At 63.5% G+C, this 25,242-nt stretch carries 31 protein-coding genes; 16 read left to right on the forward strand and 15 right to left on the reverse strand.

What is annotated here, in order from left to right:
* Nucleotides 1–36 precede the first annotated feature (36 nt).
* Nucleotides 37–1,488: a pyruvate kinase gene (gene pyk / locus ACZ1JX_RS14230; RefSeq protein WP_465124173.1), complete on the reverse strand. Its 1,452-nt coding sequence runs from the start codon at nt 1,486–1,488 to the stop codon at nt 37–39.
* A gap of 65 nt (nt 1,489–1,553) precedes the next feature.
* Here pyk and ACZ1JX_RS14235 point away from each other — a divergent pair, with 65 nt between their 5' ends.
* The 4 genes from ACZ1JX_RS14235 (at nt 1,554) to ACZ1JX_RS14250 (ending at nt 3,294) form a co-directional block, all read left to right on the forward strand.
* Nucleotides 1,554–1,871 carry a DUF1244 domain-containing protein gene (locus tag ACZ1JX_RS14235; RefSeq protein WP_465124174.1) on the forward strand — a complete coding sequence of 106 codons (318 nt, stop codon included), beginning with the start codon at nt 1,554–1,556 and terminating at the stop codon, nt 1,869–1,871.
* A 96-nt stretch (nt 1,872–1,967) separates the two neighbouring features.
* Entirely contained in the window at nt 1,968–2,204 is a 237-nt protein-coding gene (locus ACZ1JX_RS14240; RefSeq protein ID WP_298282411.1) for a DUF2312 domain-containing protein, read from the forward strand.
* Nucleotides 2,205–2,277: 73 nt separating this feature from the next.
* On the forward strand, nt 2,278–2,595 hold the full coding sequence (locus ACZ1JX_RS14245) for a YbjQ family protein (protein WP_465124175.1): 318 nt from the start codon (nt 2,278–2,280) through the stop codon (nt 2,593–2,595).
* A 3-nt stretch (nt 2,596–2,598) separates the two neighbouring features.
* Entirely contained in the window at nt 2,599–3,294 is a 696-nt protein-coding gene (locus ACZ1JX_RS14250; RefSeq protein WP_465124176.1) for a hypothetical protein, read from the forward strand.
* A gap of 3 nt (nt 3,295–3,297) precedes the next feature.
* Here the strand turns inward: ACZ1JX_RS14250 and ACZ1JX_RS14255 are convergent, their stop codons facing one another.
* Nucleotides 3,298–3,987: a CPBP family glutamic-type intramembrane protease gene (locus ACZ1JX_RS14255; protein ID WP_465124177.1), complete on the reverse strand. Its 690-nt coding sequence runs from the start codon at nt 3,985–3,987 to the stop codon at nt 3,298–3,300.
* Nucleotides 3,988–4,091: 104 nt separating this feature from the next.
* Here ACZ1JX_RS14255 and ACZ1JX_RS14260 point away from each other — a divergent pair, with 104 nt between their 5' ends.
* The 6 genes from ACZ1JX_RS14260 to ruvB all read left to right on the forward strand — a co-directional run bounded on the left by ACZ1JX_RS14260 (nt 4,092) and on the right by ruvB (nt 8,255).
* Nucleotides 4,092–4,856 carry a YebC/PmpR family DNA-binding transcriptional regulator gene (locus tag ACZ1JX_RS14260; protein WP_465124178.1) on the forward strand — a complete coding sequence of 255 codons (765 nt, stop codon included), beginning with the start codon at nt 4,092–4,094 and terminating at the stop codon, nt 4,854–4,856.
* Nucleotides 4,856–5,419 (forward strand): hypothetical protein, encoded by a 564-nt coding sequence (locus ACZ1JX_RS14265; RefSeq protein WP_465124179.1) that lies wholly within the window; start codon nt 4,856–4,858, stop codon nt 5,417–5,419. The genes ACZ1JX_RS14260 and ACZ1JX_RS14265 overlap by 1 nt, the downstream gene beginning before the upstream one ends.
* Before the next feature lie 3 nt (nt 5,420–5,422).
* Nucleotides 5,423–5,773: a DUF3147 family protein gene (locus ACZ1JX_RS14270; RefSeq protein ID WP_465124180.1), complete on the forward strand. Its 351-nt coding sequence runs from the start codon at nt 5,423–5,425 to the stop codon at nt 5,771–5,773.
* Nucleotide 5,774: 1 nt separating this feature from the next.
* On the forward strand, nt 5,775–6,251 hold the full coding sequence (gene ruvC, locus ACZ1JX_RS14275; RefSeq protein ID WP_144904288.1) for a crossover junction endodeoxyribonuclease RuvC: 477 nt from the start codon (nt 5,775–5,777) through the stop codon (nt 6,249–6,251).
* A 221-nt stretch (nt 6,252–6,472) separates the two neighbouring features.
* The gene (ruvA, locus tag ACZ1JX_RS14280; protein ID WP_465124181.1) at nt 6,473–7,090 is read left to right on the forward strand and encodes a Holliday junction branch migration protein RuvA; all 618 of its coding nucleotides are present in this window, start codon (nt 6,473–6,475) and stop codon (nt 7,088–7,090) included.
* A 136-nt stretch (nt 7,091–7,226) separates the two neighbouring features.
* Nucleotides 7,227–8,255 (forward strand): Holliday junction branch migration DNA helicase RuvB, encoded by a 1,029-nt coding sequence (gene ruvB / locus ACZ1JX_RS14285; RefSeq protein ID WP_465124182.1) that lies wholly within the window; start codon nt 7,227–7,229, stop codon nt 8,253–8,255.
* Here ruvB and ACZ1JX_RS14290 read toward each other — a convergent pair.
* Together ACZ1JX_RS14290 and ACZ1JX_RS14295 are read right to left on the reverse strand one after the other, a co-directional pair.
* On the reverse strand, nt 8,232–8,441 hold the full coding sequence (locus ACZ1JX_RS14290) for a helix-turn-helix transcriptional regulator (RefSeq protein WP_465124183.1): 210 nt from the start codon (nt 8,439–8,441) through the stop codon (nt 8,232–8,234). The two genes, ruvB and ACZ1JX_RS14290, sit on opposite strands and share 24 nt — an antisense overlap.
* Nucleotides 8,434–8,865 carry a hypothetical protein gene (locus tag ACZ1JX_RS14295; RefSeq protein ID WP_465124184.1) on the reverse strand — a complete coding sequence of 144 codons (432 nt, stop codon included), beginning with the start codon at nt 8,863–8,865 and terminating at the stop codon, nt 8,434–8,436. Before ACZ1JX_RS14295 ends, ACZ1JX_RS14290 begins: the two co-directional genes overlap by 8 nt.
* A 290-nt stretch (nt 8,866–9,155) precedes the next feature.
* On the opposite strand from ACZ1JX_RS14295, the gene ACZ1JX_RS14300 reads away from it, so the two are divergent.
* On the forward strand, nt 9,156–10,160 hold the full coding sequence (locus ACZ1JX_RS14300) for a PEP-CTERM sorting domain-containing protein (RefSeq protein WP_465124185.1): 1,005 nt from the start codon (nt 9,156–9,158) through the stop codon (nt 10,158–10,160).
* A gap of 90 nt (nt 10,161–10,250) precedes the next feature.
* On the opposite strand, the gene ACZ1JX_RS14305 is transcribed toward ACZ1JX_RS14300, so the two are convergent.
* From ACZ1JX_RS14305 to ACZ1JX_RS14315, 3 genes are all read right to left on the reverse strand, one after another.
* Entirely contained in the window at nt 10,251–10,442 is a 192-nt protein-coding gene (locus ACZ1JX_RS14305) for a hypothetical protein (RefSeq protein WP_465124186.1), read from the reverse strand.
* Nucleotides 10,443–10,509: 67 nt separating this feature from the next.
* A complete protein-coding gene (locus ACZ1JX_RS14310; RefSeq protein WP_465124187.1) occupies nt 10,510–10,860 on the reverse strand; it encodes a DUF1294 domain-containing protein in 351 nt (116 codons plus the stop codon).
* Nucleotides 10,808–11,071, reverse strand: coding sequence for a hypothetical protein (locus ACZ1JX_RS14315; RefSeq protein WP_465124188.1), 264 nt, complete (start codon nt 11,069–11,071; stop codon nt 10,808–10,810). The genes ACZ1JX_RS14310 and ACZ1JX_RS14315 overlap by 53 nt, the downstream gene beginning before the upstream one ends.
* Before the next feature lie 277 nt (nt 11,072–11,348).
* Here ACZ1JX_RS14315 and ACZ1JX_RS14320 point away from each other — a divergent pair, with 277 nt between their 5' ends.
* The gene (locus ACZ1JX_RS14320; protein WP_465124189.1) at nt 11,349–11,714 is read left to right on the forward strand and encodes an endonuclease domain-containing protein; all 366 of its coding nucleotides are present in this window, start codon (nt 11,349–11,351) and stop codon (nt 11,712–11,714) included.
* Nucleotides 11,715–11,932: 218 nt separating this feature from the next.
* Here the strand turns inward: ACZ1JX_RS14320 and ACZ1JX_RS14325 are convergent, their stop codons facing one another.
* A complete protein-coding gene (locus tag ACZ1JX_RS14325; protein ID WP_465124190.1) occupies nt 11,933–12,922 on the reverse strand; it encodes a hypothetical protein in 990 nt (329 codons plus the stop codon).
* A gap of 101 nt (nt 12,923–13,023) precedes the next feature.
* Entirely contained in the window at nt 13,024–14,079 is a 1,056-nt protein-coding gene (locus tag ACZ1JX_RS14330) for a ribonucleotide-diphosphate reductase subunit beta (protein ID WP_465124191.1), read from the reverse strand.
* Nucleotides 14,080–14,439: 360 nt separating this feature from the next.
* Between ACZ1JX_RS14330 and ACZ1JX_RS14335 the strand changes: the two genes are divergently transcribed.
* Nucleotides 14,440–14,664 (forward strand): DUF2171 domain-containing protein, encoded by a 225-nt coding sequence (locus ACZ1JX_RS14335; protein ID WP_465126424.1) that lies wholly within the window; start codon nt 14,440–14,442, stop codon nt 14,662–14,664.
* 260 nt (nt 14,665–14,924) lie between these two features.
* On the opposite strand, the gene ACZ1JX_RS14340 is transcribed toward ACZ1JX_RS14335, so the two are convergent.
* Nucleotides 14,925–15,386 carry a PepSY domain-containing protein gene (locus ACZ1JX_RS14340; protein ID WP_465124192.1) on the reverse strand — a complete coding sequence of 154 codons (462 nt, stop codon included), beginning with the start codon at nt 15,384–15,386 and terminating at the stop codon, nt 14,925–14,927.
* A gap of 160 nt (nt 15,387–15,546) precedes the next feature.
* Nucleotides 15,547–17,583: a ribonucleoside-diphosphate reductase subunit alpha gene (locus ACZ1JX_RS14345; protein ID WP_465124193.1), complete on the reverse strand. Its 2,037-nt coding sequence runs from the start codon at nt 17,581–17,583 to the stop codon at nt 15,547–15,549.
* A 463-nt stretch (nt 17,584–18,046) separates the two neighbouring features.
* Here ACZ1JX_RS14345 and ACZ1JX_RS14350 point away from each other — a divergent pair, with 463 nt between their 5' ends.
* Complete coding sequence (locus tag ACZ1JX_RS14350) at nt 18,047–18,295, forward strand: GlsB/YeaQ/YmgE family stress response membrane protein (protein WP_465124194.1); 249 nt, start codon at nt 18,047–18,049, stop codon at nt 18,293–18,295.
* On the opposite strand, the gene ACZ1JX_RS14355 is transcribed toward ACZ1JX_RS14350, so the two are convergent.
* Nucleotides 18,292–19,800: a YifB family Mg chelatase-like AAA ATPase gene (locus ACZ1JX_RS14355; RefSeq protein ID WP_465124195.1), complete on the reverse strand. Its 1,509-nt coding sequence runs from the start codon at nt 19,798–19,800 to the stop codon at nt 18,292–18,294. The genes ACZ1JX_RS14350 and ACZ1JX_RS14355 overlap by 4 nt on opposite strands.
* A gap of 181 nt (nt 19,801–19,981) precedes the next feature.
* Between ACZ1JX_RS14355 and ACZ1JX_RS14360 the strand changes: the two genes are divergently transcribed.
* Nucleotides 19,982–20,692 carry a hypothetical protein gene (locus ACZ1JX_RS14360; protein ID WP_465124196.1) on the forward strand — a complete coding sequence of 237 codons (711 nt, stop codon included), beginning with the start codon at nt 19,982–19,984 and terminating at the stop codon, nt 20,690–20,692.
* 61 nt (nt 20,693–20,753) lie between these two features.
* On the opposite strand, the gene polA is transcribed toward ACZ1JX_RS14360, so the two are convergent.
* Together polA and ACZ1JX_RS14370 are read right to left on the reverse strand one after the other, a co-directional pair.
* Entirely contained in the window at nt 20,754–23,597 is a 2,844-nt protein-coding gene (gene polA, locus ACZ1JX_RS14365; protein WP_465124197.1) for a DNA polymerase I, read from the reverse strand.
* 55 nt (nt 23,598–23,652) lie between these two features.
* A complete protein-coding gene (locus ACZ1JX_RS14370) occupies nt 23,653–23,880 on the reverse strand; it encodes a hypothetical protein (RefSeq protein WP_465124198.1) in 228 nt (75 codons plus the stop codon).
* Here ACZ1JX_RS14370 and ACZ1JX_RS14375 point away from each other — a divergent pair.
* Nucleotides 23,879–24,067, forward strand: a complete 189-nt coding sequence (locus tag ACZ1JX_RS14375) for a hypothetical protein (RefSeq protein ID WP_465124199.1) — start codon at nt 23,879–23,881, stop codon at nt 24,065–24,067. The two genes, ACZ1JX_RS14370 and ACZ1JX_RS14375, sit on opposite strands and share 2 nt — an antisense overlap.
* A gap of 173 nt (nt 24,068–24,240) precedes the next feature.
* Here ACZ1JX_RS14375 and ACZ1JX_RS14380 read toward each other — a convergent pair whose 3' ends face one another.
* Nucleotides 24,241–25,209 (reverse strand): serine hydrolase, encoded by a 969-nt coding sequence (locus tag ACZ1JX_RS14380; protein ID WP_465124200.1) that lies wholly within the window; start codon nt 25,207–25,209, stop codon nt 24,241–24,243.
* Nucleotides 25,210–25,242 lie beyond the last annotated feature (33 nt).

Genomic DNA, 25,242 nt, shown 5'->3' on the forward strand with positions numbered 1-25,242 from the left:
AAATCTTACACGTCATGTGGCATATTTGCATAAATGTCAGCTGTGTTGATCCAGCTCGTTGCCGGTCAACGTCACGACATGAAGCAGGTTCGTAGCCCCCGGCGTTCCGAACGGAACACCTGCCAGCGCGACCAGTCGCGAGCCTGCCTTGCCGAAGCCATGGCGCAGGGCCATGCGCTTGCCCTTGCCGATCATTTCCTCGAAACTGCCGATGTCCTTGGTGCTGACAGCATGGGCACCCCACAGCAGGCCGACCTTGCGGGCAGTCTTCTGCGAGGGGGTGAGCACCAGCATCGGCACGCCGGGACGTTCGCGCGCCACGCGGCGGGCGGTGGAGCCCGAGCCGGTGAATACGATGATGCCGGCGATCGGCAGGGTGTTGGCGATGCTCGCAGCGGCTTGTGCGAGAGCATCGGCGGTCGTCGGGTCGGGCAGGGTCTCGATGAAGTGGACGCGCGCGCCATATCCGGGATCGGCTTCGACTTGCGCGGCGATGCGATGCATGATCGTCACCGCCTCTTCCGGCCAGGCACCGGCAGCGGTTTCGGCCGAAAGCATGACCGCATCGGCGCCGTCATAGACCGCGTTGGCGACGTCGGACACTTCGGCGCGCGTCGGCGTCGGCGCCTCGATCATCGATTCCAGCATCTGCGTGGCAACGACGACTGGCTTGCCCTGGCGACGCGCGCTTTCGACGATGCGCTTCTGCAGCGGTGGCACTTCCTCGGGGTTCAGCTCGACGCCCAGATCGCCGCGCGCGACCATGATGCCGTCCGAAAGCTCGATGATCTCTTCCAGCCGCGAGATCGCCGCAGGCTTTTCGATCTTGGCCATGAGCGAGCCATATCCGCCCATCAGGCGGCGTGCCTCGGCCACGTCCTCGGGGCGCTGCACGAACGACAGCGCGATCCAGTCCGCGCCTTGCTCTACCGCGAACGACAGGTCGCGCCGGTCCTTCTCGGTCAGCGCCGGCACCGGCACCACGGCATCGGGCACGTTCACGCCCTTGCGATCCGAGATCACACCGCCGACTTCAGCCGAGCACAGGATCTCGTTCATGTCCGCCCGGATCACGCGCAGGCGCAGCTTGCCGTCGTCGATCAGCAGGCGCTGGCCCTTCTGCAGCACCCCGAACAGTTCGGGATGCGGCAGGCAGACGCGGGTTTCGTCGCCCGGCTCGGGATTGCGGTCGAGCGTGAAGTGGCCCGAGTGGTGGATCACCGCGCGGCCTTCCTTGAACTGGCCGACACGCAGCTTCGGTCCCTGAAGGTCGCACAGGATCGTGATCGGGCGGTTCATCTTCTTTTCGAGCGCGCGAATGTTCGCGATCGTCTCGGCGTGGATCGCATGCTCGCCATGGCTCATGTTCACGCGGAAGGCATCGGCGCCTGCGCGGAAGAGCTTTTCGAGCATTTCCGGCTCGCGGCTGGCGGGGCCGACCGTGGCGAGAATCTTTACCTTGCGTTCGCGAGGATCGAGCTTGGCCACGGCTTAGGTACTCCTTATGAAACTTGCGCGATGCGCTATGGCCCATGCCATTTCAAAACCCAAGGATGTTTACAGTGGATACGAATGCAATCGATGCGCTGCCCGATTCCGTAGCGGCTGCCGCCTTCCGCCGCCTCGTGAAGCACCTCCAGCATCGCCACGATGCCCAGAACATCGACCTGATGGGGCTTTCGGGATTCTGCCGCAACTGCCTTGCCGACTGGATCATCGAAGGCGGCTTCGAAGGCGACAAGGCCGCCGCACGCGAAGTGATCCACGGCCTGCCAGCTGCCGAATGGAAGGCCCGCTACCAGACGGAAGCGACGCCCGAGCAGCTCGCGCGCATGGCTGAGAGCGTCAAGAAGAACGCCCCCGGTCACTGACCGCAACTATCCACAGCCCCGTCTTTGCCCGAATCCCGCGCCGCCGCTATCAGCGCGGCCAACCGATTCACGCAATCCTACCCGGAGACTTTCCCGATGGCCGAAACCGCCGATGACCGCCTGCGCCTCCTGATCGAGCGCATCGAACGCCTCGAAGAGGAAAAGAAGGGCATCGGCGACGACATCAAGGACGTCTACAGCGAAGCCAAGTCCACCGGCTACGACGCCAAGATCATGCGCCAGATCGTCCGCCTGCGTAAGATGAAGCCCGACGACCGTCGCGAGATGGAAGCCGTGCTTGAAACCTACAAGAACGCTCTCGGCATCGACTGATGCCTGCGGCCGAAGGTTAACTGGACGACTGCCGACAAGCTGCTAGCCTCGCTCATGCAACAGGGAGGCCAGCATGCTCGTATCCACCACCAGCCTGATCGAAGGTCGGCCCGTCCAGCGCTATCTCGGCGTTGTGACCGGCGAAGTCATCCTCGGCGCGAACATCGTACGCGACATATTCGCATCGATCACCGACATCTTCGGAGGCCGCTCCGGCAAGTACGAGGAAGTCCTGTCGCGCGGCCGTGAACAGGCGCTGCAGGAACTCGAAGCCAAGGCACATGCGCTCGGCGCAAACGCCGTGATCGGGGTCGACTTCGACTATGAAACCATCGGTGCCCGCGGCTCGATGCTGATGGTCAGCGTCAGCGGAACCGCCGTGGTGCTCTGAGCGATGTTCTTGCGCAACGTGGTCGGCGCGCTACGCGGCGGCCTTGGAATGTGGCGGCATCCAGCAGTCTGGGTCGCGCTGTTCCTTCTGGTCATCGGCATGATCGCGCGAGTCCGCACGAGCCTCGCCTTCATGCCGGGTCTGGGCGGGGGTCAGTTTGAAGCGGTGTTCCCGTTTCTGGCGGGGATGGCAGTCCACCTTGTGTTCCTTGCTGGCGCGATCGTCCTGATCTCGTCGCTGACCGGCAGCGACGGGCTCAGGCAAGAGCCGCAATGGGGCGCGGCCGGAGGGATATTGCTGCTCGGGATTTTCGCTGAGATTGCCTTCGTCATTGTCCTTGGCACGACGTTGCGTCGCGCGGCTATCGGGCCGCCCTGGCCCGAAATGGTCGGATTCGCGGGAGATGCCGTGATCATGCCGGCCTACGTCCTGATGTTCGCCCGCCTTAATGGCGACGGGATCACCGGCATCAGCGAGGCGCTACGGGCGACGTATGTGGTCTTGGCGGCGCTGATCATAATTGCGCTGGGCACCGTATTGCAGACCATCACACCGAAGGCCGACGTCTCGATGGGGCTCGTTCCCTTGCTACCCTCCTTCACCGTCACCGCTGCGGTGACGACCATGCAATTGCTGATCGCCTGCTCGGTCAGCCGCGCCATGACCGGTGCCAGCCCGCCCGGACACGCATTCCTCTAAGTATCAGCCCCCGAGCAATGCCGCGGTCAGCATGATCGCATTAGAGGCGATGTGGTTGAGGATCGATCCGGCAAGGCCGATCCGCACGCGCATGTGCCCGAACATCACGCCCGACCAGAACTGCGGCAGGACCATCGGCACCGCCAGCAGGCTGATCGAGGGATAGTTGAACAGGTGCATCGCGGCGAAGACGGCTGTCGTAAGATAGAACAGTGCCGGGAACGCCCGCACGAACCCGGCCGGTACGTCCGTTCGCTTCCGCAATCGCCACCAGACGATCGCTGCCACGACGACTGTCGCCAGCAGGATGCCACCGCCGACCAGAGGCTTGCCCCGGCCCAGTGCGACAAAAAGGGCCAGCCCAGCCACGACCACGGCCATGAGCCAGAGTGCACGCCGTGTCCCGCTCATCCAGCCGCGAAAGAACAACTCCTCCAGCACCGGCCCGAGCAGGACCGCCCCGCCCCATAGCGCCAGCGGTCCCAGCCCTTCGAAGGCGTCGGGCGAGGGCAGGGCGAAGGCTTTCTGCCACGCGAGCATGATCGGCATGACGACGAAGCCGAGCAACAGTATCTGGAATACCGTCAGCACCAGCCAGCGAGAGATCGCGCCATCGGCTTGAAATCCCGATGCCTGCATCGGTGCGGGTCGGCGTAGAAAGGCAAGGAGTTCGGCAAGGAGGTCACGGATCATGGGGCCATTGATGCCCGCAAAATCCTGACCGCGCCACACCGATTGCCGGAATGCCCTGTCTCGGCTAGGGGCACATCAGACTCAGACCCGCAAGAAGACGGACCATGGCAGGCCATTCCAAATTCAAGAACATCATGCACCGCAAGGGCGCGCAGGACAAAAAGCGCTCTGCACAGTTTTCCAAGCTCAGCCGCGAAATCACCGTGGCTGCCAAGATGGGCCTGCCCGATCCGGACATGAACCCGCGCCTGCGCGCCGCTGTCAACGCGGCCAAGGCGCAGTCGATGCCGAAGGACAACATCGCCCGCGCCATCGACAAGGCGTCGAAGGGCGAAGGCGATAACTACGAGGAAGTGCGCTACGAAGGCTACGGCCCGGGCGGCGTGGCGATCATCGTCGAGGCGCTGACCGACAACCGCAACCGCACCGCGACCAACGTGCGCACTGCCTTTGCCAAGAACGGCGGCAACCTCGGCGCCTCTGGCGCGGTGAGCCACGGCTTCGAACGCCTCGGCCTGATCGAATACCCCGGCAAGGTCGGTGACGAGGAAAAGGTCCTCGAAGCCGCCATCGAAGCCGGAGCAGACGACGTCGAATCCGATGCTGGCGACGGGGACGAGAACCCCGGCAGCCACCAGATTTGGGTCGCGATCGAGAACCTCCACGAAGTCGCCCGCGAACTCGAAAAGACCCTCGGCGAAGCCGAAGGCGTCAAGCTCGCCTGGCGCCCGAACCTGAAGACCGAAGTCTCGGCAGACGACGCCGCCACGCTGCTCAAGCTGATCGACGTGCTTGACGATGACGACGACGTGCAGACCGTCTGGGGCAACTACGAGATCCCCGACGAAGTGATGGAAAAGCTGGGCTGATGCACAAGGCGGCGGCAGCCTTGCGCTTTGCCGCCGCACTTGCCGTGCTGCTCGCAACCCACGGGTCGGTGGCGGAGCCTGCACGCCCTGGCCTCGCACCGCCCGCCAGTCTCTGCGCTGGCGCCGAACGGGTGGTTTACTCCTGCCGGTTCGGGGCAAAACTCGGCAGCGTCTGCCTTGGCCGCAACGCGCTCCGCTATCGCTACGGCAGGCCGGGCAAGCCAGAGATCGAAGTCAGCAGCACGCCGGACTGGAGCAACATCCACACCGGCGGCAATCGCAGTCAGGGCGGCCTGAACCAGGACTACATCCGCATCACCAACGGCAAGACGCATTACGTCGTCCATGTCGATGAAACCGGTTCGCTGAACGAAAACCCCGGTCGCAGGTCTTCCGGCATCGAAGTGCTTCAGGGAGACGCCGAACCCGCCACGATTGCCAGCCTTTCCTGCCCGTCGCGCACGGGCTTCAGCACGGACGCATGGCTCGCCCTCAACCGGTCAGCCCCCGAGGCTTGGGAGGGCGCGGAAGTGCCCGGCGGCCCCTTCGAGATGATCTACTGAGCGATGATGCCATTAGCCATCAAGGCCGTGCTTTCAGGACTCCTGATCGCGCTGATCTCCGAGATCGGGCGCAAGCTCCCCACCGTCGGGGCCCTTATCGCATCGCTGCCCCTCGTCTCGGTGCTCGGGATGGTGTTCCTGTGGAACGCCCGCCCCGATGCCGAGAACATGGCGATCCATGCCGAGGCGACCTTCTGGTACGTGCTGCCGAGCCTGCCGATGTTCCTGCTGATCCCCGTACTGCTGCGCCATGGCGTGTCCTTCTGGATAGCGCTTGTCGCAGGCTGCTTGCTGACGGTGCTGCTTTACCTTGCGATGATGCAACTGGCCCCGCGTTTCGGACTGAAGCTCTGACATGATCATCCTCGGGATTGACCCCGGCCTCACTGTGACCGGTTGGGGCGTCATCGCCAAGTCAGGCAGTCGCCTCAGCCACGTCGCCAACGGCCAGATCCGCACCGACAACAAGGCGACCATGGCAGAGCGCCTTGTCGAACTCGATTCCGCGCTTGCCGCCGTGATCGATATCTACAAGCCCGATAGCGGCGCGGTCGAAGAGATCTTCGTCAACGTCAATCCGCAGTCGACGCTGAAGCTTGGGCAGGCGCGTGGCGTCGCCATGGTCGCCGTGGCGCGCTCGGGCATCCCGGTGGCCGAATACCCCACCAAGGTCATCAAGAAGGCGCTGGTCGGCACGGGCGGCGCGGAAAAGCAGCAGGTCCAGCACATGCTCAAGATCCTGCTCCCGGGCGTGCACCTTGCAGGCGAAGACGCCGCCGATGCCCTCGCCGTGGCGATCACCCACGGCAACATGCTCGGCAGCCATCGCTGACCCCAAGCTGACGCCCGCCTCCTTTCCCGCGTCATCCCGCATCCCCCGTCACCCCGGCGAATGCCGGGGCCCATGACCTCACTGCATGCCCGAAACCCACGACTTTCGCACACCCGAGAAGCAATGGGTCCCGGCCTTCGCCGGGACGACATAGTCTATGGAAAGCTCGCGGCCATTCGCCCGCTTGCCCGTTCCCGAGTTCCCTGCCATAGGAACAAACCATGATCGCCAAGCTGACAGGCATTCTCGATGACACCGGGCCCGATTGGGCCGTGATCGACGTGAACGGCGTCGGCTATCTCGTGCAGTGCTCTGCCAAGACGCTGACCCACCTAGGCATCCGGGGCGACAAGGTGGTCGTCCACACCGAAATGCAGGTGAGCGAGACCGACCAGCGCCTGATCGGCTTCACCAGCGCCGGGGAACGCGCCTGGTTCCGCCTGCTGACGGCGGTGCAGGGCGTCGGCAGCAAGGTGGCGCTGGCCATTCTTTCGGCCCTCTCGATCGAAGAACTCCAACGCGCCTGCGCCCACGGAGACAGCGCCATGGTCGCCCGCGCCAACGGCGTCGGCCCAAAGCTCGCCAGCCGCATCGTCAACGAGCTGAAGGACAAGGCCGGCGGCCTCGCAGGCTACGCCTCTCCAGTCGGCATGGGCAACGGTGAAGTATTCTCCCCGCCTCCCGGCAACGCCAGCGCGGATGCGGTTTCGGCATTGCAGAACCTTGGCTTCAAACCTGCGGTGGCAAGCTCCGCCGTGGCCGCTGCGGTGAAGGAACTGGGCGAGGATGCGGGGCTGAACGATCTGGTGAGGGTGGCGCTGAAAAGGGCGGCGGGGTGAAACGCATGTTGCTACTCGGCTCGCTTGCGGGCGGCTTGGCGCTCATTTGGCATTTTGGAAGTGCTGAGGTTGCCATCGACAGTTGCCTCGATGCCGGCGGGTCCTGGGATTACGCCGCACAGAATTGCCAGGACAGATGACCGATAACCCCCTCCTCTCCCCCGCTTCGCAGATCGAGGATCAGGATGCCGCGCTGCGGCCCAAGACGCTGGCCGAGTTCGTCGGGCAGGCGGCGGCCAAGGACAACCTGCAGGTGTTCATCGAAAGCGCCAAGATGCGGCGCGAGGCGATGGATCATGTGCTATTCTTCGGCCCGCCGGGCCTTGGCAAGACCACGCTCGCGCAGATCATCGCGCGCGAACTCGGCGTCAATTTCCGCGCCACTTCCGGTCCGGTCATCGCCAAGGCGGGCGATCTGGCGGCGCTGCTGACCAATCTCGAGCACGGTGACGTCCTGTTCATCGACGAGATCCACCGTCTCAATCCCGTGGTCGAGGAAGTGCTCTATCCGGCGATGGAAGACCGCGCGCTCGACCTCATTATCGGCGAAGGCCCCTCGGCGCGGTCTGTGCGGATTGACCTGCCACCTTTCACCCTGATCGGCGCGACCACGCGGCAAGGCTTGCTGCAGACCCCGCTGCGCGACCGTTTCGGCATTCCGGTGCGTCTGCAGTTCTACTCGGTCGAGGAACTCGAACGCGTCGTCGCGCGCGGGGCTTCGCTGATGGGCATCGGCATCGACAAGGGCGGCGCCACCGAAATCGCCCGCCGCTCGCGCGGCACCCCCCGCGTCGCCGGACGCCTGTTGCGCCGCGTGCGCGATTTTGCGCAAGTGGCAGGCGCCGAGAAGATCACGCAAGGGATTGCCGACAATGCCCTGACCCGGCTCGAGGTAGACAAGATCGGCCTCGACCTGCAGGACCGCCGTTACCTGACGATGATTGCCGACATCTACAAGGGCGGCCCGGTTGGCGTCGAAACGCTGGCCGCAGGCCTGTCCGAACCGCGCGACACGATCGAAGAAGTGATCGAGCCTTACCTGATCCAGCTCGGCATGATCGCCCGCACGGCGCGGGGGCGGTGCCTGAATGATCGGGGGTGGCAGCACCTTGGTCTTACCCCGCCAACCGGGTCCACACCCTCACTCTTCGACCAGCCGGAATAGCTCCTCGACCGGTTTGCCGAGAGCTGCCGCGAGCTTCAGCGCGATGACCGTGGAGGGGATGAACACCTCGTTCTCGACCGTGTTGATGGTCTTGCGCGATACCCCGATTGCCTCGGCGAGTTGCCCCTGAGTCCAGCCTTTGCCTTCGCGAGTTGCCTTGAGGTTATTGGTGAGTCTCTCAGGCAAGCGCGTCACGCTCCAGCCGGACGAAGCGCATGGTTGCGACGAACATTCCTGCGAGAATGACCATGCGCAAGGCAAAGACCGAAGGCATTGCGGTGAGCGAGGCGACAACTGCTCCGACAATCGCGGTCGCCATGGCTGCGGAAAAACCCCATTCCATCGCCTCGGCCCGGTTCGCCCGCGTAACTTCATCGTTCGAAAGACGCCGCGCCACCGGGTCGCGCAGCCACATGCCGCCAGTGCGCAGGATCAGCAGCATGACCAGCGCCAGCGCGAGCCAGGCGAAATGGCCGACGTATTCGACGGTGCGCTGCGGCATGTCGACAGGGGGGCGCGCGGACTGGGCGGCGAAGATGATCATCACCGCCGTCATCACGCGTACGCGCCGCGCGCTGAGGCGATCGGCGGCTTCGGCAGAATCGGACATCGCTTGGCACTCCCTGATGATATGTAACTTCAAGGTTACATGTAACCCAAGGGTTACTTACCGTCAACTCCAGCCTTCATCCCACCGCCCGGTTCGGTCCCATTCTGGCACAGAGTTAACCGCAGCTCGGCTGCGGTCCCGTTTTCGGGCAGATTCAAGGCTTGGAAGACGGTTAACGCCATTGCTCCTGCGTTGCCCATCTGCGTTCTTCGACAGGTAAGGAAGGGTCAGCAGAGCATTAACCTGCGTCTGATAGCCCTCCGCCTGGAACGAGAACGAAAGCAACGATCATGTCGGTTCGGATGGCATTGGCAAAACTGGCAGCGGCGGCCGCAGGCGGCGCGATGCTCGGCGGCGGTGCGGTGCACGTGTCGGAAGCCCCTTCCAAGGGCGAGATCCACCACGTGAAGCCGGTCAAGGTCAAGACGACCAAGCCTGCCAAGCGCATTGCCCAGCGCCCGGCCAAGCGCGTCGTTCACCGTGCGCGCCGCGTGGTGACGACGACCACGACCAAGACCTGCGAACCCGCACCGCAGATGGCGATGGTGCCCGTGCCCTACATGCCGCCCATGCCCCCGCAGCCCACTGGATCGACCGGTGGCGGCGTGCCGGTGGTGATCGGCGGCGGCGGCATCGGCGGGTTCGGCGGCGGTTTCTTCGGCGGGTTCTTCGGTGGCAGCAGCGGCGGTGGCGGCAGCGTCGTCGTGTCCTCCACCAGCACCGGCTCCTCCTCCACCTCGGGTGGTTCGACGTCCTCGTCGACCTCGGGCGGCTCGACCTCGACCAGTTCGGGTGGCATCACCAGCTCGACCACCACCGGTGGCGTCTCCACTTCGACCGGCGGCGTTTCCACCTCGACCTCGACTTCCTCGGGCAACGTCAGCACCTCGAGCGGCTCGGTCAGCACCTCGTCGGGCAATGTCAGCACCAGCTCGGGCAACGTCTCGACCTCAAGCGGGAACGTCAGCACCTCTTCAGGCAACGTCAGCACGAGTTCGTCGACCTCGTCGTCCACGTCCTCGGGCAACGTTGCCTCGAGCTCGTCGACGTCATCCTCGACATCGAGCAGCACCAGCAGCTCGACCTCTTCGTCAACCTCTTCGTCAACCTCATCTTCGACCTCGTCCTCCACCTCGACGTCGAGCGGCGCGACCACCAGCTCGAACGGCGGCACGACCACGTCGTCGACCAGCAGCGGCACCGAAGTGCCCGAGCCTTCGATGGTTATCCTGTTCGGCGCGGCCGCAGCGGCTCTGGTCGCGCGTCGCCGTTACGGGAAGCAGGCTTCAGCCTGAGCGAAGTTCTCTCCCCGCTACGGCGGGTGACGGGAGGGGCGGCATCCGGGGGGAAGCCGCCCTTTTTTGCGTGGCAAAGCGAGGGGAGTGCTAGTCGCAGCCGCCATCGCCGCCATCGCCGCAATCGCCGCTGCCGGCATCGGTGGCCCACCACATTCCGCCCGCACTGTCACCGGATTCGCGACGGCTTTCGCGCGCCGGTCCCTGTGGCTTGAGCGCGAGCAGCGCCAGCCCCAGCACGAGAACAACGATTGCCACGAAACCCCAGAACAGCGCCGGCATAAGCTGATCCTCCCAGTCCGGCGGAAAGATTGCGCGCAATGGCAGGCCTCGTCAAACGGCGATTGCGTCAGTGCTGGAGCATCCCGCCCGCATACCAGCCGAGCGCGCCGCCCAGCCCCACGATCTGGAGAAAAGCGATCGTCCAAAGCTGGCCGACAAAGGGCTGCTTGCGCGTCTTGTGCCGGAACAGGCGTCGGGCAAGGAATGCACCCGGCGTGCCGCCCAGGAAGGCGCCCATCAGCAGGCTGGATTCGGGCGTGCGCCAGGTGCCACGCAGTGCGGCGCGCTTGTCGAACCAGAACGCGGTGAAGGTGTGGAGGTTGACCAGCGCGAGCCAGGCACCCGCCATCGTCGGCAGCGGCAGATCAGCCAGCGCTTGCGGCACGATCGACCATATCCATGAAATCGCGCGCCGCATCGCGATCCGCCGCTTCCTTGAACGCCACGTCAAGATCTGGGGCGCTGCCCAGCATGTGCAGCAAGGTCCACAACCCGAACCTGCGCGCGCGGTCCTTCTCCAGCCCGAAATCCACCAGCATCCGCTCGATCCCGGCTTCGAGCACGGCGGGCGTGGTGGCGGCAAGATCGTCGGTGCCGAAATAGCGGCGGAGCTGGTCGTCTAGTTCCATTTGGCGGCGTTAAGGGAGCGGTGGGGTCGGTGCAAGGTTCTGGCGTTGCGCTTGAACGGTCCGGCTGTCGCCGGATGCCCACCCCCAACCCCTCCCGCCTGCGGGAGGGGGGCCAGAAGGCAACGAGTGCAGCTTGAAACGATGGATCCCTTTTCTTCCCCCCTCCCGCAAGCGGGAGGGGCCGGGGGTGGGCATTCGCCGAACAGGCGAACAAAAACCCACCATTCCCGCATCATCTCCCATTGCCGCCAAGCCCACTCGCGCCACCCTGCCGAAGATGCGAGAATTCAAACCCCGCAACACCGACCGCGCCCGCACCCTGCGACGCGAGGCGACGCCGATGGAGCGGCTGCTCTGGCGCTATCTTTCAGGCGGAGCGCTGGGCGCGAAGTTCAGCCGCCAGATGCCGGTGGGGCCGTACTTCGCCGATTTCCTGTGCCGGGAACTGATGATCGTGGTCGAGTTGGACGGTCACAGCCACGACCTGCGCCTTGCCCACGATGCGGCGCGGGACCGATTCATGGGCGACGCTGGCTACAAGGTCCTGCGCTTCACCAACGCCGATGTGCGCGAAAATGTGGAAGGCGTGGCCACCGCGATCAGGCTTGCCATCGAAGCGTGCCGCCAGGACCGGTCCAGCTGACGCCGGATGCCCACCCCCAACCCCTCTCGCTCATCCTGAGCCTGTCGAAGGGGGGAGGGGGGCAAGAGGCTGCACAAGGGGGTGAGGTTGGTGCGGCAACGATGGTCAGCCACCTGTCCGAAAGAGCGCCCCACCACCCGCACAAACAAGACCCCCTTCTTCCCCCCTCCCGCAAGCGGGAGGGGCCGGGGGTGGGCATCAATCATTCGCGACTGAGACTAAAGGAATCTACCGATAGCATTCGCAGTTACGCCAGAGAAAACCCCGACAATAAATGCCGTAATTACGGCAACAGAGATAAAGCCAAATATACGTGACCTTCTTCGTATGGTTTCTTCTATTTCCCTCTTTCGCTTCAAATCACCTGAGGTGATTAGCAGATAAGTTGTCGGCTGAATTTTGGCGACCGCGTCCAAAACCCAACGGACGAAAAATTTTGATAGACCGAGAGTCAAGATTGCAATCATCACTGCAAGAGTCACGATTGAAATAATCTTCTCAGAGCCATCAAAATCGACGCCTATGATTGGGAAGATAGCTGCCGAGGAAAGCACATACGGAATGGAACCGCGTGAAAATTTTACGAACTTTGGTATCGCCTTCAGGATATAAGAAGGATGCCTTTTTGTAAGTGTATCAACCCATTCATCGATTGCCATCCGAAGACTGCGCGATATAACATAATCTGAATACTCTATAACAGACAGGATGTTTTTTCCAGCGACGCCGTCATCAAAGAATCCTGCCTGCTCAGGATCTTTGTCATGAAAGAAATCCTGATCTAGAAGTATAAATACCTTGAATTTCTGCGGAATATTCTTTTCTACTTTGAATTCCGTCGCTGGACAGATTACAAAATCAAAATCAATGGCAATACTTTTTGTTGGACTTCCCTTGTGTTCCACATTTATATCGGAAAACTTAGATAAATCAGACAAGTTCTCGGATGAGTCATGTCTAAAATTTATCGAAATTTCTGTTTTCTGTGCAGTTGGCGATAAAGGGACAATAGCTTGTTCAAGCCTACGCACAAGATCTACTATGTGAGACTTTTCAATTTCAAAAGAACCGGAATACAGTCTTCTATTTGTTTCAGTTTTTTTACTAAGGTGGTAGTATATGGCCTGCCAGGCAGCAGGCGGCAATCTCTCCGCAGAGAAAACGATACTATTATTAGGCTCGTTATGCGCTGCCGAAACTTGTGTCATAAAGCTTTGAACTCATCATCTACATCTTGGGCACTGGGGAGGGGGGGAGTAAACATAATGCACGCCCGCCCCCCTTTTTTACTTGTTCAACTCCGCCAAAATCACTCCGCCGCGATCCCCGCAGCGCCGAACATATCGACATCCACCTCAACCGGCGCTTCGGCATTCGCGGCCGACTTGGCGCTGCGCCGCTTGTCGAAGCTCGACCATACCGTGTTCCAGTCACCCTTGGTCGCCGCCTTCGAGTATTCCGTGGCGCGGGTTTCGAAGAAGTTGGCGTGTTCGACGCCGTTGAGCAGCGGGGCGAGCCAGGGGAGGGGGTGGTCTTCGATCATGTAGATCGCGGGCAGGCCGAGCTGGCTGAGGCGCCAGTCGGCGATGTAGCGGATGTAGCGCTTGATTTCCTTGGCGCTCATGCCCGGGACCGGGCCCTGTTCGAAGGCGAGATCGATGAAGGCGTCTTCGAGGCGCACCGTCTTCTGGCAGCAATCGATGATGTCTTCCTTCACCGCCTTGGTCAGGCAACCGCGTTCCTTGACGAAGGCGTGGAACAGGCGGGTGATGCCTTCGCAGTGGAGCGATTCATCACGGACCGACCATGAGACGATCTGGCCCATGCCCTTCATCTTGTTGAAGCGCGGGAAGTTCATCAGCATGGCGAACGAGGCGAAGAGCTGCAGCCCTTCGGTGAAGCCGCCGAACATCGCGAGCGTGCGGGCGATGTCCTCGTCGTTGTCGACGCCGAAGGTCTGCAGGTAATCGTGCTTGGCCTTCAGCTCCTCGTATTCGAGGAACATGCCGTATTCGCTTTCAGGCATGCCGATGGTGTCAAGCAGGTGCGAATAGGCGGCGATGTGCACCGTCTCCATGTTGGAGAAGGCGGCGAGCATCATCTTGACCTCGGTCGGCTTGAACACGCGGCCGTACTGTTCGTGGTAGCAGTTCTGCACTTCCACGTCGGCCTGGGTGAAGAAGCGGAAGATCTGCGTCAGCAGGTTGCGCTCATGGTCCGAGATCTTCTGCGCCCAGTCGCGGCAATCCTCGCCCAGCGGCACTTCTTCCGGCATCCAGTGGATCTGCTGCTGGCGCTTCCAGAACTCGTAGGCCCAAGGGTATTCGAAGGGCTTGTAGGTGTTGCGGGCTTCAAGAAGGGGCATGGGCGGTGTCCTGTGCTGATTCTGTCAATGTAGGGTCTGTCAGGGTCTGGCGAAAGCGCGCGGGGGGCCTCTGCCGGGGATAGTGGCGGCGTTTTCCACGCCTAAGAATCGTGTCCTTTGGGGCAGGAACGCTCGGGCTGGCGATGCGGGCCGTCGCACTGGCGCGAAGGGCCGCCAGACACCGGAACGGGCGGGGCTGCGGACGGTTGGATTGAAAGCGGCGGGCGAGAGACCTTGCCCGCTCAAAGCCAATGAATTCGCAGGAGAATTGCCATGGGCGAATATGAACCGAACGACTCGCGCAACGTGACCGGTGCTGATGCGGGCAGCCGCGACTGGTCCTCGCAGATTCAGGAGCACATGGAAGTGATCGGCGCTGACGGCACCCATGTCGGCACCGTCGATCACATGGACGGCCACCGCATCAAGCTCACCCGGCGCGAGAATGACGCCGGGCATGAGGGCGGAACCCATTCGGGTCACCACCATTATCTCTCCAGCGGACTGATCGCCGAAGTGGAGGGCGACAAGGTGCGCCTTTCGGCCAACGGCGATGTTGCCTGGGGCATGCTCGAGGAAGAATAAGTCCGGCAAGGCAGCGAGGGGCTCTCGCCGTCCGGCTGCGGACTGCAAGAACGTCCCGCCCCCTTCGGGACCAGGTCGCACATTGCGGCCGGAGAGCGCCTCGCTGAAAAGCGGGGCGTTTTTCTGTTCTGTAAGGTGCGCCTTCCGCATCCGCGGAAGGCTTGCGGCACCGGCCCGCTCCCCCGGCCCGGCCACCCAGAGCATACCTGCGAGGTAGCCGGGCCGGGGGAGCGAGCCGGCGCCGCAAAAATTCGAGTGAATTACTTCCAGAACCAGCCGGGCTTGAGGCTGCGGTCCTTGCGGTTCTTCCACATGGAGAAGTACATCCACAGGCCCGAGATGCTGAAGAACATCAGCGCCAGACCGGTCATCAGCGAGATCGCCGTTCCGACAGGGCCGAATTCCTCGCCCGAGTGCAGATGGTGGAACCAGCCGACCAGCGACTTCATCCCGCCCGGAGGTGCCTTGGGGCGGCACATCATGGTTTCGGGGCAGACGAAGCCCTGCGGAACCGGCGGTGGCCCGGCCTGTTCGCCTGCTGGCCAGAGCGCGGTCACGTGGCTGGCGACGCCCGTGAAGGCCATCCAGATCATGAAGACCCCGAAAAACACCGTGATCCAGCGGTGCCACTTGCGCATGTAACGGACCCCTTTGATAATGCGAATTGATCGCAAGATTAGACAAAACCGCCTTAGCGGGCCTGCCTGGGATCGTGCAAGCACAAGTCTTGTCGCGGATTGTCGCAAGTCTGCGCCAGCCGCAAAGTGTCGCGGGATGTAACAAGGCGCTGCTTTCCGGCAGCCGCCTGGACGTCTCGGGACGTGCTTTGGCTGCCGGACGTGGCATGAGCGCTCTCAGGCGTCCAAGGTCACTGGACTGCCATTACTGGCAGGCCAGGCATTCCTCGTAGTCGGTCTCGCCGGCTGACAGCTCGATCTTGGGCGCTTCGGCGGTGTTGTCCGCCTCGACGCCGCCGGCAAAGCCTGCGCGCTGGACCGACTTCGAGCGGAGGTAGTAGAGCGACTTGATGCCCTTCTCCCATGCCTGGAAGTGCAGCATCATCAGGTCCCACTTGTCGACGTCGGCCGGGATGTAGAGGTTCAGCGACTGGGCCTGGTCGATATAGGGCGTGCGGTCTGCCGCGAATTCGAGCAGCCAGCGCTGATCGATCTCGAAGCTGGTCTTGTAGACGGCCTTTTCCTCTGGCGAGAGGAAATCGAGGTGCTGGATCGAGCCGCCGTGTTCGAGGATCGAGTTCCACACATTGGTGGAATCCTTGCTCTTTCCGGCCAGCAGCTTCTGCAGATAGGGGTTCTTGACCACGAACGAGCCCGAGAGGGTCTTGTGCGTGTAGATGTTGGCCGGAATCGGCTCGATGCAGGCAGACGTGCCGCCGCAGATGATCGAGATCGATGCGGTAGGGGCAATCGCCATCTTGCAGCTGAAGCGCTGCATCACGCCCATGTCGGCCGCATCGGGGCACGGTCCGCGCTCCTGCGCCAGCACCAGCGAAGCCTCGTCGGCCTTGGCGGCGATGTGCTTGAACATCTTGAGGTTCCACGCCTTGGCCATCGCGCTTTCAAAGGCGATGCCCTTGAGCTGGAGGAAGGAGTGGAAGCCCATCACGCCCATGCCGACCGAACGCTCGCGCATGGCCGAATACTTGGCGCGGGCCATCTCGTCGGGCGCGCGGTCGATGTAGTCCTGCAGCACGTTGTCGAGGAAGCGCAGCACGTCCTCGATGAAGCGCTTGTCCGCGTTCCACTCGTCCCAGGTTTCGAGATTGAGCGAGGACAGGCAGCACACCGCAGTGCGATCGTTGCCGAGGTGGTCGCGGCCCGTCGGCAGGGTGATTTCAGAGCAGAGGTTCGAGGTCGAGACCTTGAGGCCCAGATCGCGGTGATGCTTGGGCATCATGCGGTTCACCGTGTCGTTGAACACGATGTAGGGCTCACCCGTGGCGAGGCGGGTTTCGACCAGCTTCTGGAACAGCGAGCGCGCATCGACCGTGGCGCGGACGGAGCCGTCCTTGGGGCTGCGCAGGTGGAATTCCGAACCATCGCGCACGGCTTCCATGAACTCGTCGGTCAGCAGCACGCCGTGGTGGAGGTTGAGCGCCTTGCGGTTGAAGTCGCCCGAAGGCTTGCGGATTTCGAGGAACTCCTCGATTTCCGGGTGGCTGACGTCAAGATAGCAGGCAGCCGAACCACGGCGCAGCGAGCCCTGGCTGATCGCCAGCGTGAGCGAATCCATCACGCGCACGAAAGGAATGATGCCGCTGGTCTTGCCGTTGAGGCCGACGCTCTCGCCGATGCCACGGACCTTGCCCCAATAGGTGCCGATGCCGCCGCCGCGCGAGGCGAGCCAGACGTTCTCGTTCCAGGTGGCGACGATGCCTTCGAGGCTGTCATCCACCGAGTTCAGGTAGCACGAGATCGGCAGACCACGCCCGGTGCCGCCGTTCGACAGGACCGGCGTTGCCGGCATGAACCACAGCTTCGAGATGTAGTCGTAAAGACGCTGGGCGTGGTCCTGATCATCGGCATAGGCATCGGCCACGCGGGCGAACAGGTCCTGATACTTCTCGCCCGGCAGGAGATAGCGGTCGTCCAGCGTGTCCTTGCCGAAATCGGTGAGGAGCGCATCGCGGGAATCGTCGGTGACGATGGTGAAACGGCGCGGATTGACCTTCTTGGAATCGCTGACCGGCGCAGCCGCGACGGCCGCTGCCGCAACGCTTGCCGCCATGCCTGCCACGAGAGCCTCGCTGCCCGCGTCCTTGCTGTTCATGTCCACTGCCTTCGCCTCACCGGCAGATGCCGGGGCGCCTGCAAGCGCCAGTTCGTCCTGCGCAACCACGGAGCCGTCTCCAGTCCTGAAATCCACGTCGCAACCCCCGTTCGCAGGCCCGACAACCATGAGGGCCGGGCCTAAATCCACACTCGAATCGGGCGATATCCCGATCCTACAGGAGACGGAACGAAAGTGGAACGACAATGTCCCGCAACGCTCTGCCCCGAAAACGCCTGATCACGGCCTTGATGCCCTGAGCGCAGGCAAAGCGTTGCCAATGCGCGCAAAACACGCCCAAACGCTCTAAACTAGGTTTAGAGGTCCCCCTGAAGCCCGACCACAACCTATAGTGCCTCAACCGGAATCAGACACAAGAGGGTAAACGTCCGGACTAGGACTCGATTCGTCGCACGCCCGATTCGCTTCGTCGCTCGAAATGCCATGCTGCAGTGCAGCGACGCGTGGGAAGAGCGGCACTTCAAGTGGCAAATGACGTTCGTCGAAATATTTTTCACGCAGCTCAGCAAATTGTGGACAAGAACCGGTCAACCGCCACCATATGTGGTGTCCACAGGAATGGAGTGCGCGTGTGCTGAATCTTGTCTCGATCGTGTTCACCGGTCTGGTCGTCGGCGTGCTGGCGCGGTTCTTCTATCCTGGTGCCGTGGACATCGGCCTGCTCAAGACAATCCTGCTCGGAGTGGGCGGTGCGCTGGTTGCGGGCGTGTTCGCCAGCTGGAAATCGGGCGGTACGTTCGGCGAGGGCGTCAATCGGGCCGGGTGCCTTGCATCGGTGGTGGGGGCGATGCTGCTGATCTTCCTCGGGCGGAATCTTTAAGCACGACGCGCGACCCGCCGGTAGCTGAGTGCTTCGGCTACGTGAATGCGGCCCACCGTCTCCACGCCTGCCAGATCGGCGATGGTGCGGGCGACGCGCAACATGCGGGTATAGCCGCGCGCGGAAAGGCGCATCGCTTCGGCGGCTTGGGCCAGCAGCTTGCGACCCGGCTCGTCCGGCGTGGCGTGAGCGTCGAGCAGATCCCCATTCAGTTCGGCGTTGCTGCGCATGCCTGTACCTTCGAGGCGGGCTGTCTGCACCGCTCTTGCCCGCTCCACGCGCGCGGCCACCTGATCCGAACCTTCAGCGGGCGGCGGCAGGGCAAGATCTGCGGCTGACACGGGGTCGACTTCGACGTGGAGGTCTATGCGATCGAGCAGGGGACCTGAGACCTTTGACTGGTAATCCGCAGCACAGCGCGGGGCCCGGCTGCAGCCGAGCGCGGGATCGCCAAGATGTCCGCAGCGGCAAGGGTTCATCGCGGCAATCAGCTGGACCCGCGCCGGGAAGGTGACATGGGCATTGGCGCGGGCCACGGTGACCTCGCCGGTTTCGAGAGGCTGGCGCAGGGAATCAAGCACCACGCGCTGGAATTCGGGCAGTTCATCGAGGAACAGCACGCCGAGATGGGCAAGGCTGACCTCCCCGGGACGGACCTTCAGCCCGCCACCCGTCAGCGCCGCCATCGAGGCGGAGTGATGGGGCGCGCGGAAAGGACGGGCCCGGCTGATCCGCCCGTCCTCAAGCGTGCCCGCGACCGAGGCGACCATCGAGACTTCGAGCGCCTCTGCCGGAGTCAGTTCGGGCAGGATGCCGGGAAGGCACGAGGCCAGCAGCGACTTTCCGGCACCTGGAGGACCTGACATCAGCAGGTTGTGCGAGCCAGCCGCAGCAATCTCCAGCGCGCGCTTGGCGGTTTCCTGCCCCTTCACCTGTTTGAGATCGGCCATGCGGCGGGGCGGGTCTGCCACGCCCTGTGTGGGCTGCGGCAGGCGGCTGGTGCCCTTGAGGTGGTTGAGCAGGCCGATCAGGTCAGGCGCGGCGATCACGTCGATACCGCTCGCCCAGCGCGCCTCGGGCCCTTGCGCAGCCGGGCAGATCAGGCCCTTGTCCTCGCCACTGGCGTGCAATGCCGCCAGCAACACGCCGGGCGACGGCAGCACCCGGCCGTCGAGTGCCAGTTCGCCCACCGCCACGTAATCGGCGATCTGTTCGAGATCGACCACGCCCATGGCTGCCAGCAGCGCGAGCGCAATCGGCAGGTCATAGTGCGAGCCTTCCTTGGGCAGGTCCGCCGGGGAGAGGTTCACGGTGATCCGCTTGGGCGGCAGGGCAAGGCCGAGCGCGGAGAGCGCAGAGGACACCCGTTCGCGGCTTTCGCCCACGGCCTTGTCCGGCAGGCCGACGACGCGAAACGCGGGGAGGCCGGGGGCGACCTGGCACTGCACTTCCACCGCGCGCGCCTCGAGCCCGAGATAGGCAACCGTCGATACCAGCGCGACCATGCATCCTCCTGCCCGATAAGGGACAATACGGATCGTAGCGCCTTCGGGCGGGTCTTGGGGCCGGGATGCTGCCATTTCCGAGGCATCCCGGGCGGAACCGCTCTACAGAAAACACGGTGAACCGAATTTAACCCCGTTCCTTGGCAATTCGGCAATCCGGTCGGGCGGAAAGCTTAAGACTATGCTGCGCCGCCTCGCCTTGCCTGCACTCTGCGCGCTGCTCGTGTGCCAGCCTGTGCTGGCGCGCGAGGTCTCCACGCGGTCATGGGTCGAGAACGGCGTCACCTGGACCGAGACGACGGTCGTTGAAGTCGAGGAGCCGGGATCGGAGCGCCTTGTCGGCCCCGCTCTCACCCCTGCCCTCGCTGATGTGAAGGGCGTGGCGAGCTTCGGGCCGTTCGAGGTGCTCGACGGCAATCGCGCGGCGCTGGTGGCCGAGACCGACAGCTATTCCCCCACCGACTTCCAGAAGATGCTGCGCGCCTTTCCCGGCATCCGCGTGCTGGAAATGCCCGATTGCCCCGGCACGGTCGACGATTTCGCGAATCTGCGCCTTGGCCGGATGATCCGCGCGCAGGGCATCGCCACGCATGTGCCCGACCACGGATCGGTGCGCTCAGGTGCGGTCGAACTGTTTCTGGCAGGCGCGAGCCGCAGCGCCGCTCCTGACGCCGAATTCATGGTCCATTCGTGGATCGACGAGGACGGGCACGAACCCGACGACTTTGCAGCCTCTGCCCCGGTCAACCGTGCCTATCTCGACTACTATCGCGAGATGGGACTGGCGGCGGACAAGGCAGCGGCGTTCTATGCGCTGACCAACTCGGTGCCGAACGAGCAGGTCCTGACGCTTGGTACTGACGATCTGGCGCGGTACGCGGCGCTGAACTGATCGGCTGTCGCCGATGCCCACCCCTAGCCCCTCCCGCTTGCGGGAGGGGAGAAAGATGGGCCTAGTGCGCCGCGCCCCATGACAGGCCGGTGCCGATTTCCACGCCCAGCGGCACGGTGAGCTTGACCGCTGGTTCTGCCGCCGTCGCCATCACCCGCTCGATCACAGGCTTTGCCGCAGCCACGTCTGCCTCGGGCAGTTCAAACACCAGTTCGTCGTGCACCTGCAGCAGCATCTTCACGTGGCCCAGCCCCACTTCGGTCAGAGCGGGCATCATGCGGGCCATCGCCCGCTTGATGATGTCGGCACTGGTACCCTGGATCGGCGCGTTGATCGCGGCGCGCTCGCTGCCTTGGCGCTCGGCCTGGTTCTTGGAGTTGATGCGCGGGAACCACGTCTTGCGGCCGAACAGCGTCTGCGAATAGCCGCACTCACGCACGCTCTCGAGCGTCTCGTGGATGTAGCGCTGGATGCCGGGGAAGCGTTCGAAGTAGCGGTCGATCATCGCCTGAGCCTCGTCCGCACTGACGCCGAGACGTCCGCCAAGGCCCCAACGGCTGATGCCGTAGAGGATGGCGAAGTTGATCGTCTTGGCGCGGCCGCGCGTATCGCGGTCCACCGTGCCGAACATCTCCATCGCAGTGCGCGCGTGGATGTCTTCGCCAGCAGCGAAAGCCTCCTTGAGCGCCGGGACATCGGCCATGTGCGCGGCGAGGCGCAGCTCGATCTGGCTGTAGTCGGCGGCAAGCAGCACGTTTCCGGGCTCTGCCACGAAAGCATCGCGAATCTGGCGCCCGATCTCGGTGCGGATCGGGATGTTCTGGAGATTCGGCTCGTTGGACGAGAGGCGTCCGGTCTGTGCCCCGACAAGGCTGTAGCTGGTGTGGACGCGCCCGGTATCGGGGTTGATCGCGGCCTGCAGTGCATCGGTGTAGGTCGATTTCAGCTTGGACAGCTGGCGCCATTCCAGCACCAGCGTGGCGACTTCGGCCCCTTGCGCGGCAAGGCCTTCGAGCACCGACTGGTCTGTCGAATACTGGCCGGTCTTGCCCTTCTTGCCGCCCTTGTAGCCAAGCTTGTCGAACAGCACTTCGCCAAGCTGCTTGGGACTGCCGATGGTAAATGCCATGCCCGCCGCTTCGTGGATCACGCCTTCGAGGCGGGCGATCTGGGTGGCGAATTCGGACGAGAGCCCCGCAAGGCGCTCGCGATCGACCTTGATGCCGTTGCGCTCCATCATCGCGACGACGGGCACGAGCGGCCGATCAACCTTCTGATAGATGCGCATGCCGCCCTCCTCCACCAGCCGGGGCTGGAACAGGCGGTGGAGGCGCCAGGTCACGTCAGCGTCTTCGGCGGCATAGCGCGTGGCATCCGCCAGTGGCACTTCGGCGAAGGAAATCGCCTTCTTGCCCGTGCCGCAAAGGTCCTTGAACTTCATCGTGGTGTGCAGCAGGTGCCGTTCGGACAATTCGTCCATGCCGTGCCCGGCAAGGCCCACTTCGCCCCGGCCCGCATCGAGGCAGAAGCTCATCACCATGGTATCGTCGATGGGCGCGACCATGATGCCATGTCGGGCAAGGATGTTGAGGTCGTACTTGATGTTCTGGCCGACCTTGAGCACCGCATCGCTTTCCAGCAGCGGCTTCAGCGCGGCAAGCGCTTCGGCGCGATCCACCTGCACCGGCTTTTCCGCGAACATGTCCTGCCCGCCGTGTCCGAGCGGAATGTAGCAGGCATCGTTGGGGCCAAGCGCAAGGCTTACGCCGACCAGATCGGCGCGCATCGCATCAAGCGCGCTTGTTTCGGTGTCGACCGCCACAACCCGCGCGGCAAAGGCACGCGCGATCCACTGCTGGAGCTCGCCGATCGACTGTATGCAGGCATAAGTCGAGAGATCGGGCGCGGGCCACGTGGGCAGTGGCTGGCGATTGCCGTCCTGCGTCGTGGCGGGGGCCGCCGCCTTGTTCTCGGGCTTGGCGGGATTGAGCTGCGTCTTCGGACCCGGGCTGCCCTTGCCGTCATCGAGGCGGCGCAGAAGGCTGGTGAAGCCATGCTCTTCGAGGAAGGCTGCCAATGGTTCGCGGGGAATCTGGCCAAGCGCGAAGTCTTCGATCGGGATCGGCAGCGGGCAGTCTTCCTTGAGCTGGACCAGCACGCGCGAGAGACGCGCCATGTCCGCCTGCTCGATCAGGCTTTCGCGCAGCTTGCCCGGCTTCATCGTCGGCGCGGCGGCAAGGGCTGATTCGAGATCTCCGTGTTCCTGAATCAGCTTCGTCGCGGTCTTTGGGCCGATGCCGCGGATTCCGGGCACGTTGTCGACCGAATCACCCATCAGGGCGAGGACGTCGCCGACCTTCTCGGGCGGGACGCCGAACTTCTCGACCACTTCGGGCACATCGATGCGCAGGTTCTTCATCGTGTCGAGCATATCTACGCAGCCGCCGCCTGTGCCGCACTTGCCGACAAGCTGCATCAGGTCCTTGTCGGACGAGACGATCGTGACGTCCCAGCCGCGCAGCGTGGCGGCGCGGGCGTAGGAGGCGATGAGATCGTCAGCCTCGAGGGCGTCTTCCTCGATGCAGGCGAGGCTGAACGCCCGTGTCGCATCGCGGATCAGCGGGAACTGCGGGACCAGGTCCTCGGGCGGCGGGGGACGGTTGGCCTTGTACTGGTCGTAAAGATCGTTGCGGAACGAGGTACCGGCCTTGTCGAGAATCACCGCGAGGTGCGTCGGGCCATCGGCCTTGTGCAGATCCTCTGCCAGTTTCCACAGCATCGTCGTGTAGCCGTAGACTGCTCCGACGGGCGTTCCCGCCGGATTCGTCAGGGGCGGCAGGCGATGGTAGGCGCGGAAGATGTAGGCCGACCCGTCGACCAGATAGAGATGCTGCTTTTCGTCCATCGGAAGGTGTTAGCAGGGCCGGAGGGCTGCGTCATGGGGGTTGCAGGAGGAACTCTCAGCAACGTTCCGACGTATGCGCAGGTCGGCTCAACGCACGGAAATCCGGCAAAAAAAAGGCATAGCGGGCCGCACAGGACGCAGCCTGCGACAGAATGCTTACGTCTTGTGCTTGCAACGCGATGAATTGCCGATTAATTGGGTCGCGAAGTCTACCGGCTGAGTAGGCTTTGCGGCGGGCTGCTTGCCCGGCGCTGTTCACTTCAATCCAGGGATTGTAACGCATGCGCAAGCTCATCCTCGCCGCTGTCGCCGGCACCGCCTTCGCTCTCGCTGGCTGCTCGGAAAAGCCGGCTGCTGAAGCCACCGAAGCTGCTGTTGAAGCAACCGACGCTGCAACCGACGTCGCTGCTGACGCTTCGGGCACCGCTTCGGAAGCCGCCGCTGACGCGAGCGAAGCTGCTTCGATGTAATTCCCGCCCGCAAGGGCAGGTTACACGAGATAGAGGGGGCGTGGTCTTCGGACCGCGCCCCTTTCGCTTTTCTGGCCTTGTGATGACGACGTAGCGCCAGAACGCGTCCCACGCATGACAACGCCTTCGAGGGAGACGTTCCCTGCGTCAGTTACCCCAACTTGGGAAATGCATCAGCGGCGGCGGACAAGGTCCTGCGTGCTCTTGGCAAGCGGCGCGCTGTAACCGTCATAGATCGTGCGCATCATCCGCGCGATGAGACCGGCATGGGCGGCATGCCCTTCAGGCCCGGTGACGAAGAACACTACCGCAAGATGACGCCCGTCGGGCAGGCGAACGATGCCCACATCGTCAGTCACTCCGGCGAGCGTGCCAGTCTTGTGCGCAACCAGCGTACCTTCGGGGAGGCCCGCCCGGATGCGGTTCTTGCCGGTGCTGGTCCGGGTCATCGTATCGAGCAGGACGGCACGGCTTTCGGGGCTCAGGGCACCGCCCCTGTCGATTGCAGAGAGCAGCGCGAGCATGGCGCGCGGCGTGCTCGACGTCTTCACGTCGATCACGCGAGCCGGATCTACCCTGCCATCGTCGCGGACCAGCGTGGCCATGGTGTGATCCAGCCGCTGACCGACGATCCCCTTGGCCGAAAGCCAGCGGTTGACCTTCTCATACCCGCCGACTGCATGGATCAGCCCGTCGGTCGCCTCGTTGTGGCTGCGCGTGATCATCAGTTCCATCAGGCTCTGCGCTGTCATCACGCTGCCTGAACGGAGTGGTGCCTCCGCGCTCCGCGCTCCCGTTTCCCGCACCGGGATCATCATCGGAAACTGCTGGTCGAGCCGGAACGTGCCCTTTTCAACCTGATCAAGGAACGTGGCGGCAACTGCCACCTTGGCCGTGCTGGCCATGGGGAACGGCATGTCCGCATTCACGAAGATCTGTCCGCCCCCGTCGAGATCCATCGCGGCAACGCCGATGCGGCCGCGCCCTTCGGCGGCGATGGCTGCGACCTGCTGCTGGATCGCGAGATCGCGCTGGTCCTGCTGGGTCAGCGTCGCCCGGCTCTGCACCGCAGGGACGGTAGCGACGAGCGCGGGAGCTGCGACCATGAGTGCAGCGATGATTCTAGCGGTGCGGAACTTCATGCCCTTGCTGTACCCCGACCCCGGTTTATCCGT

It is taken from the genome of Novosphingobium sp. BL-A-41-Hi4A-0G, from assembly GCF_055521735.1.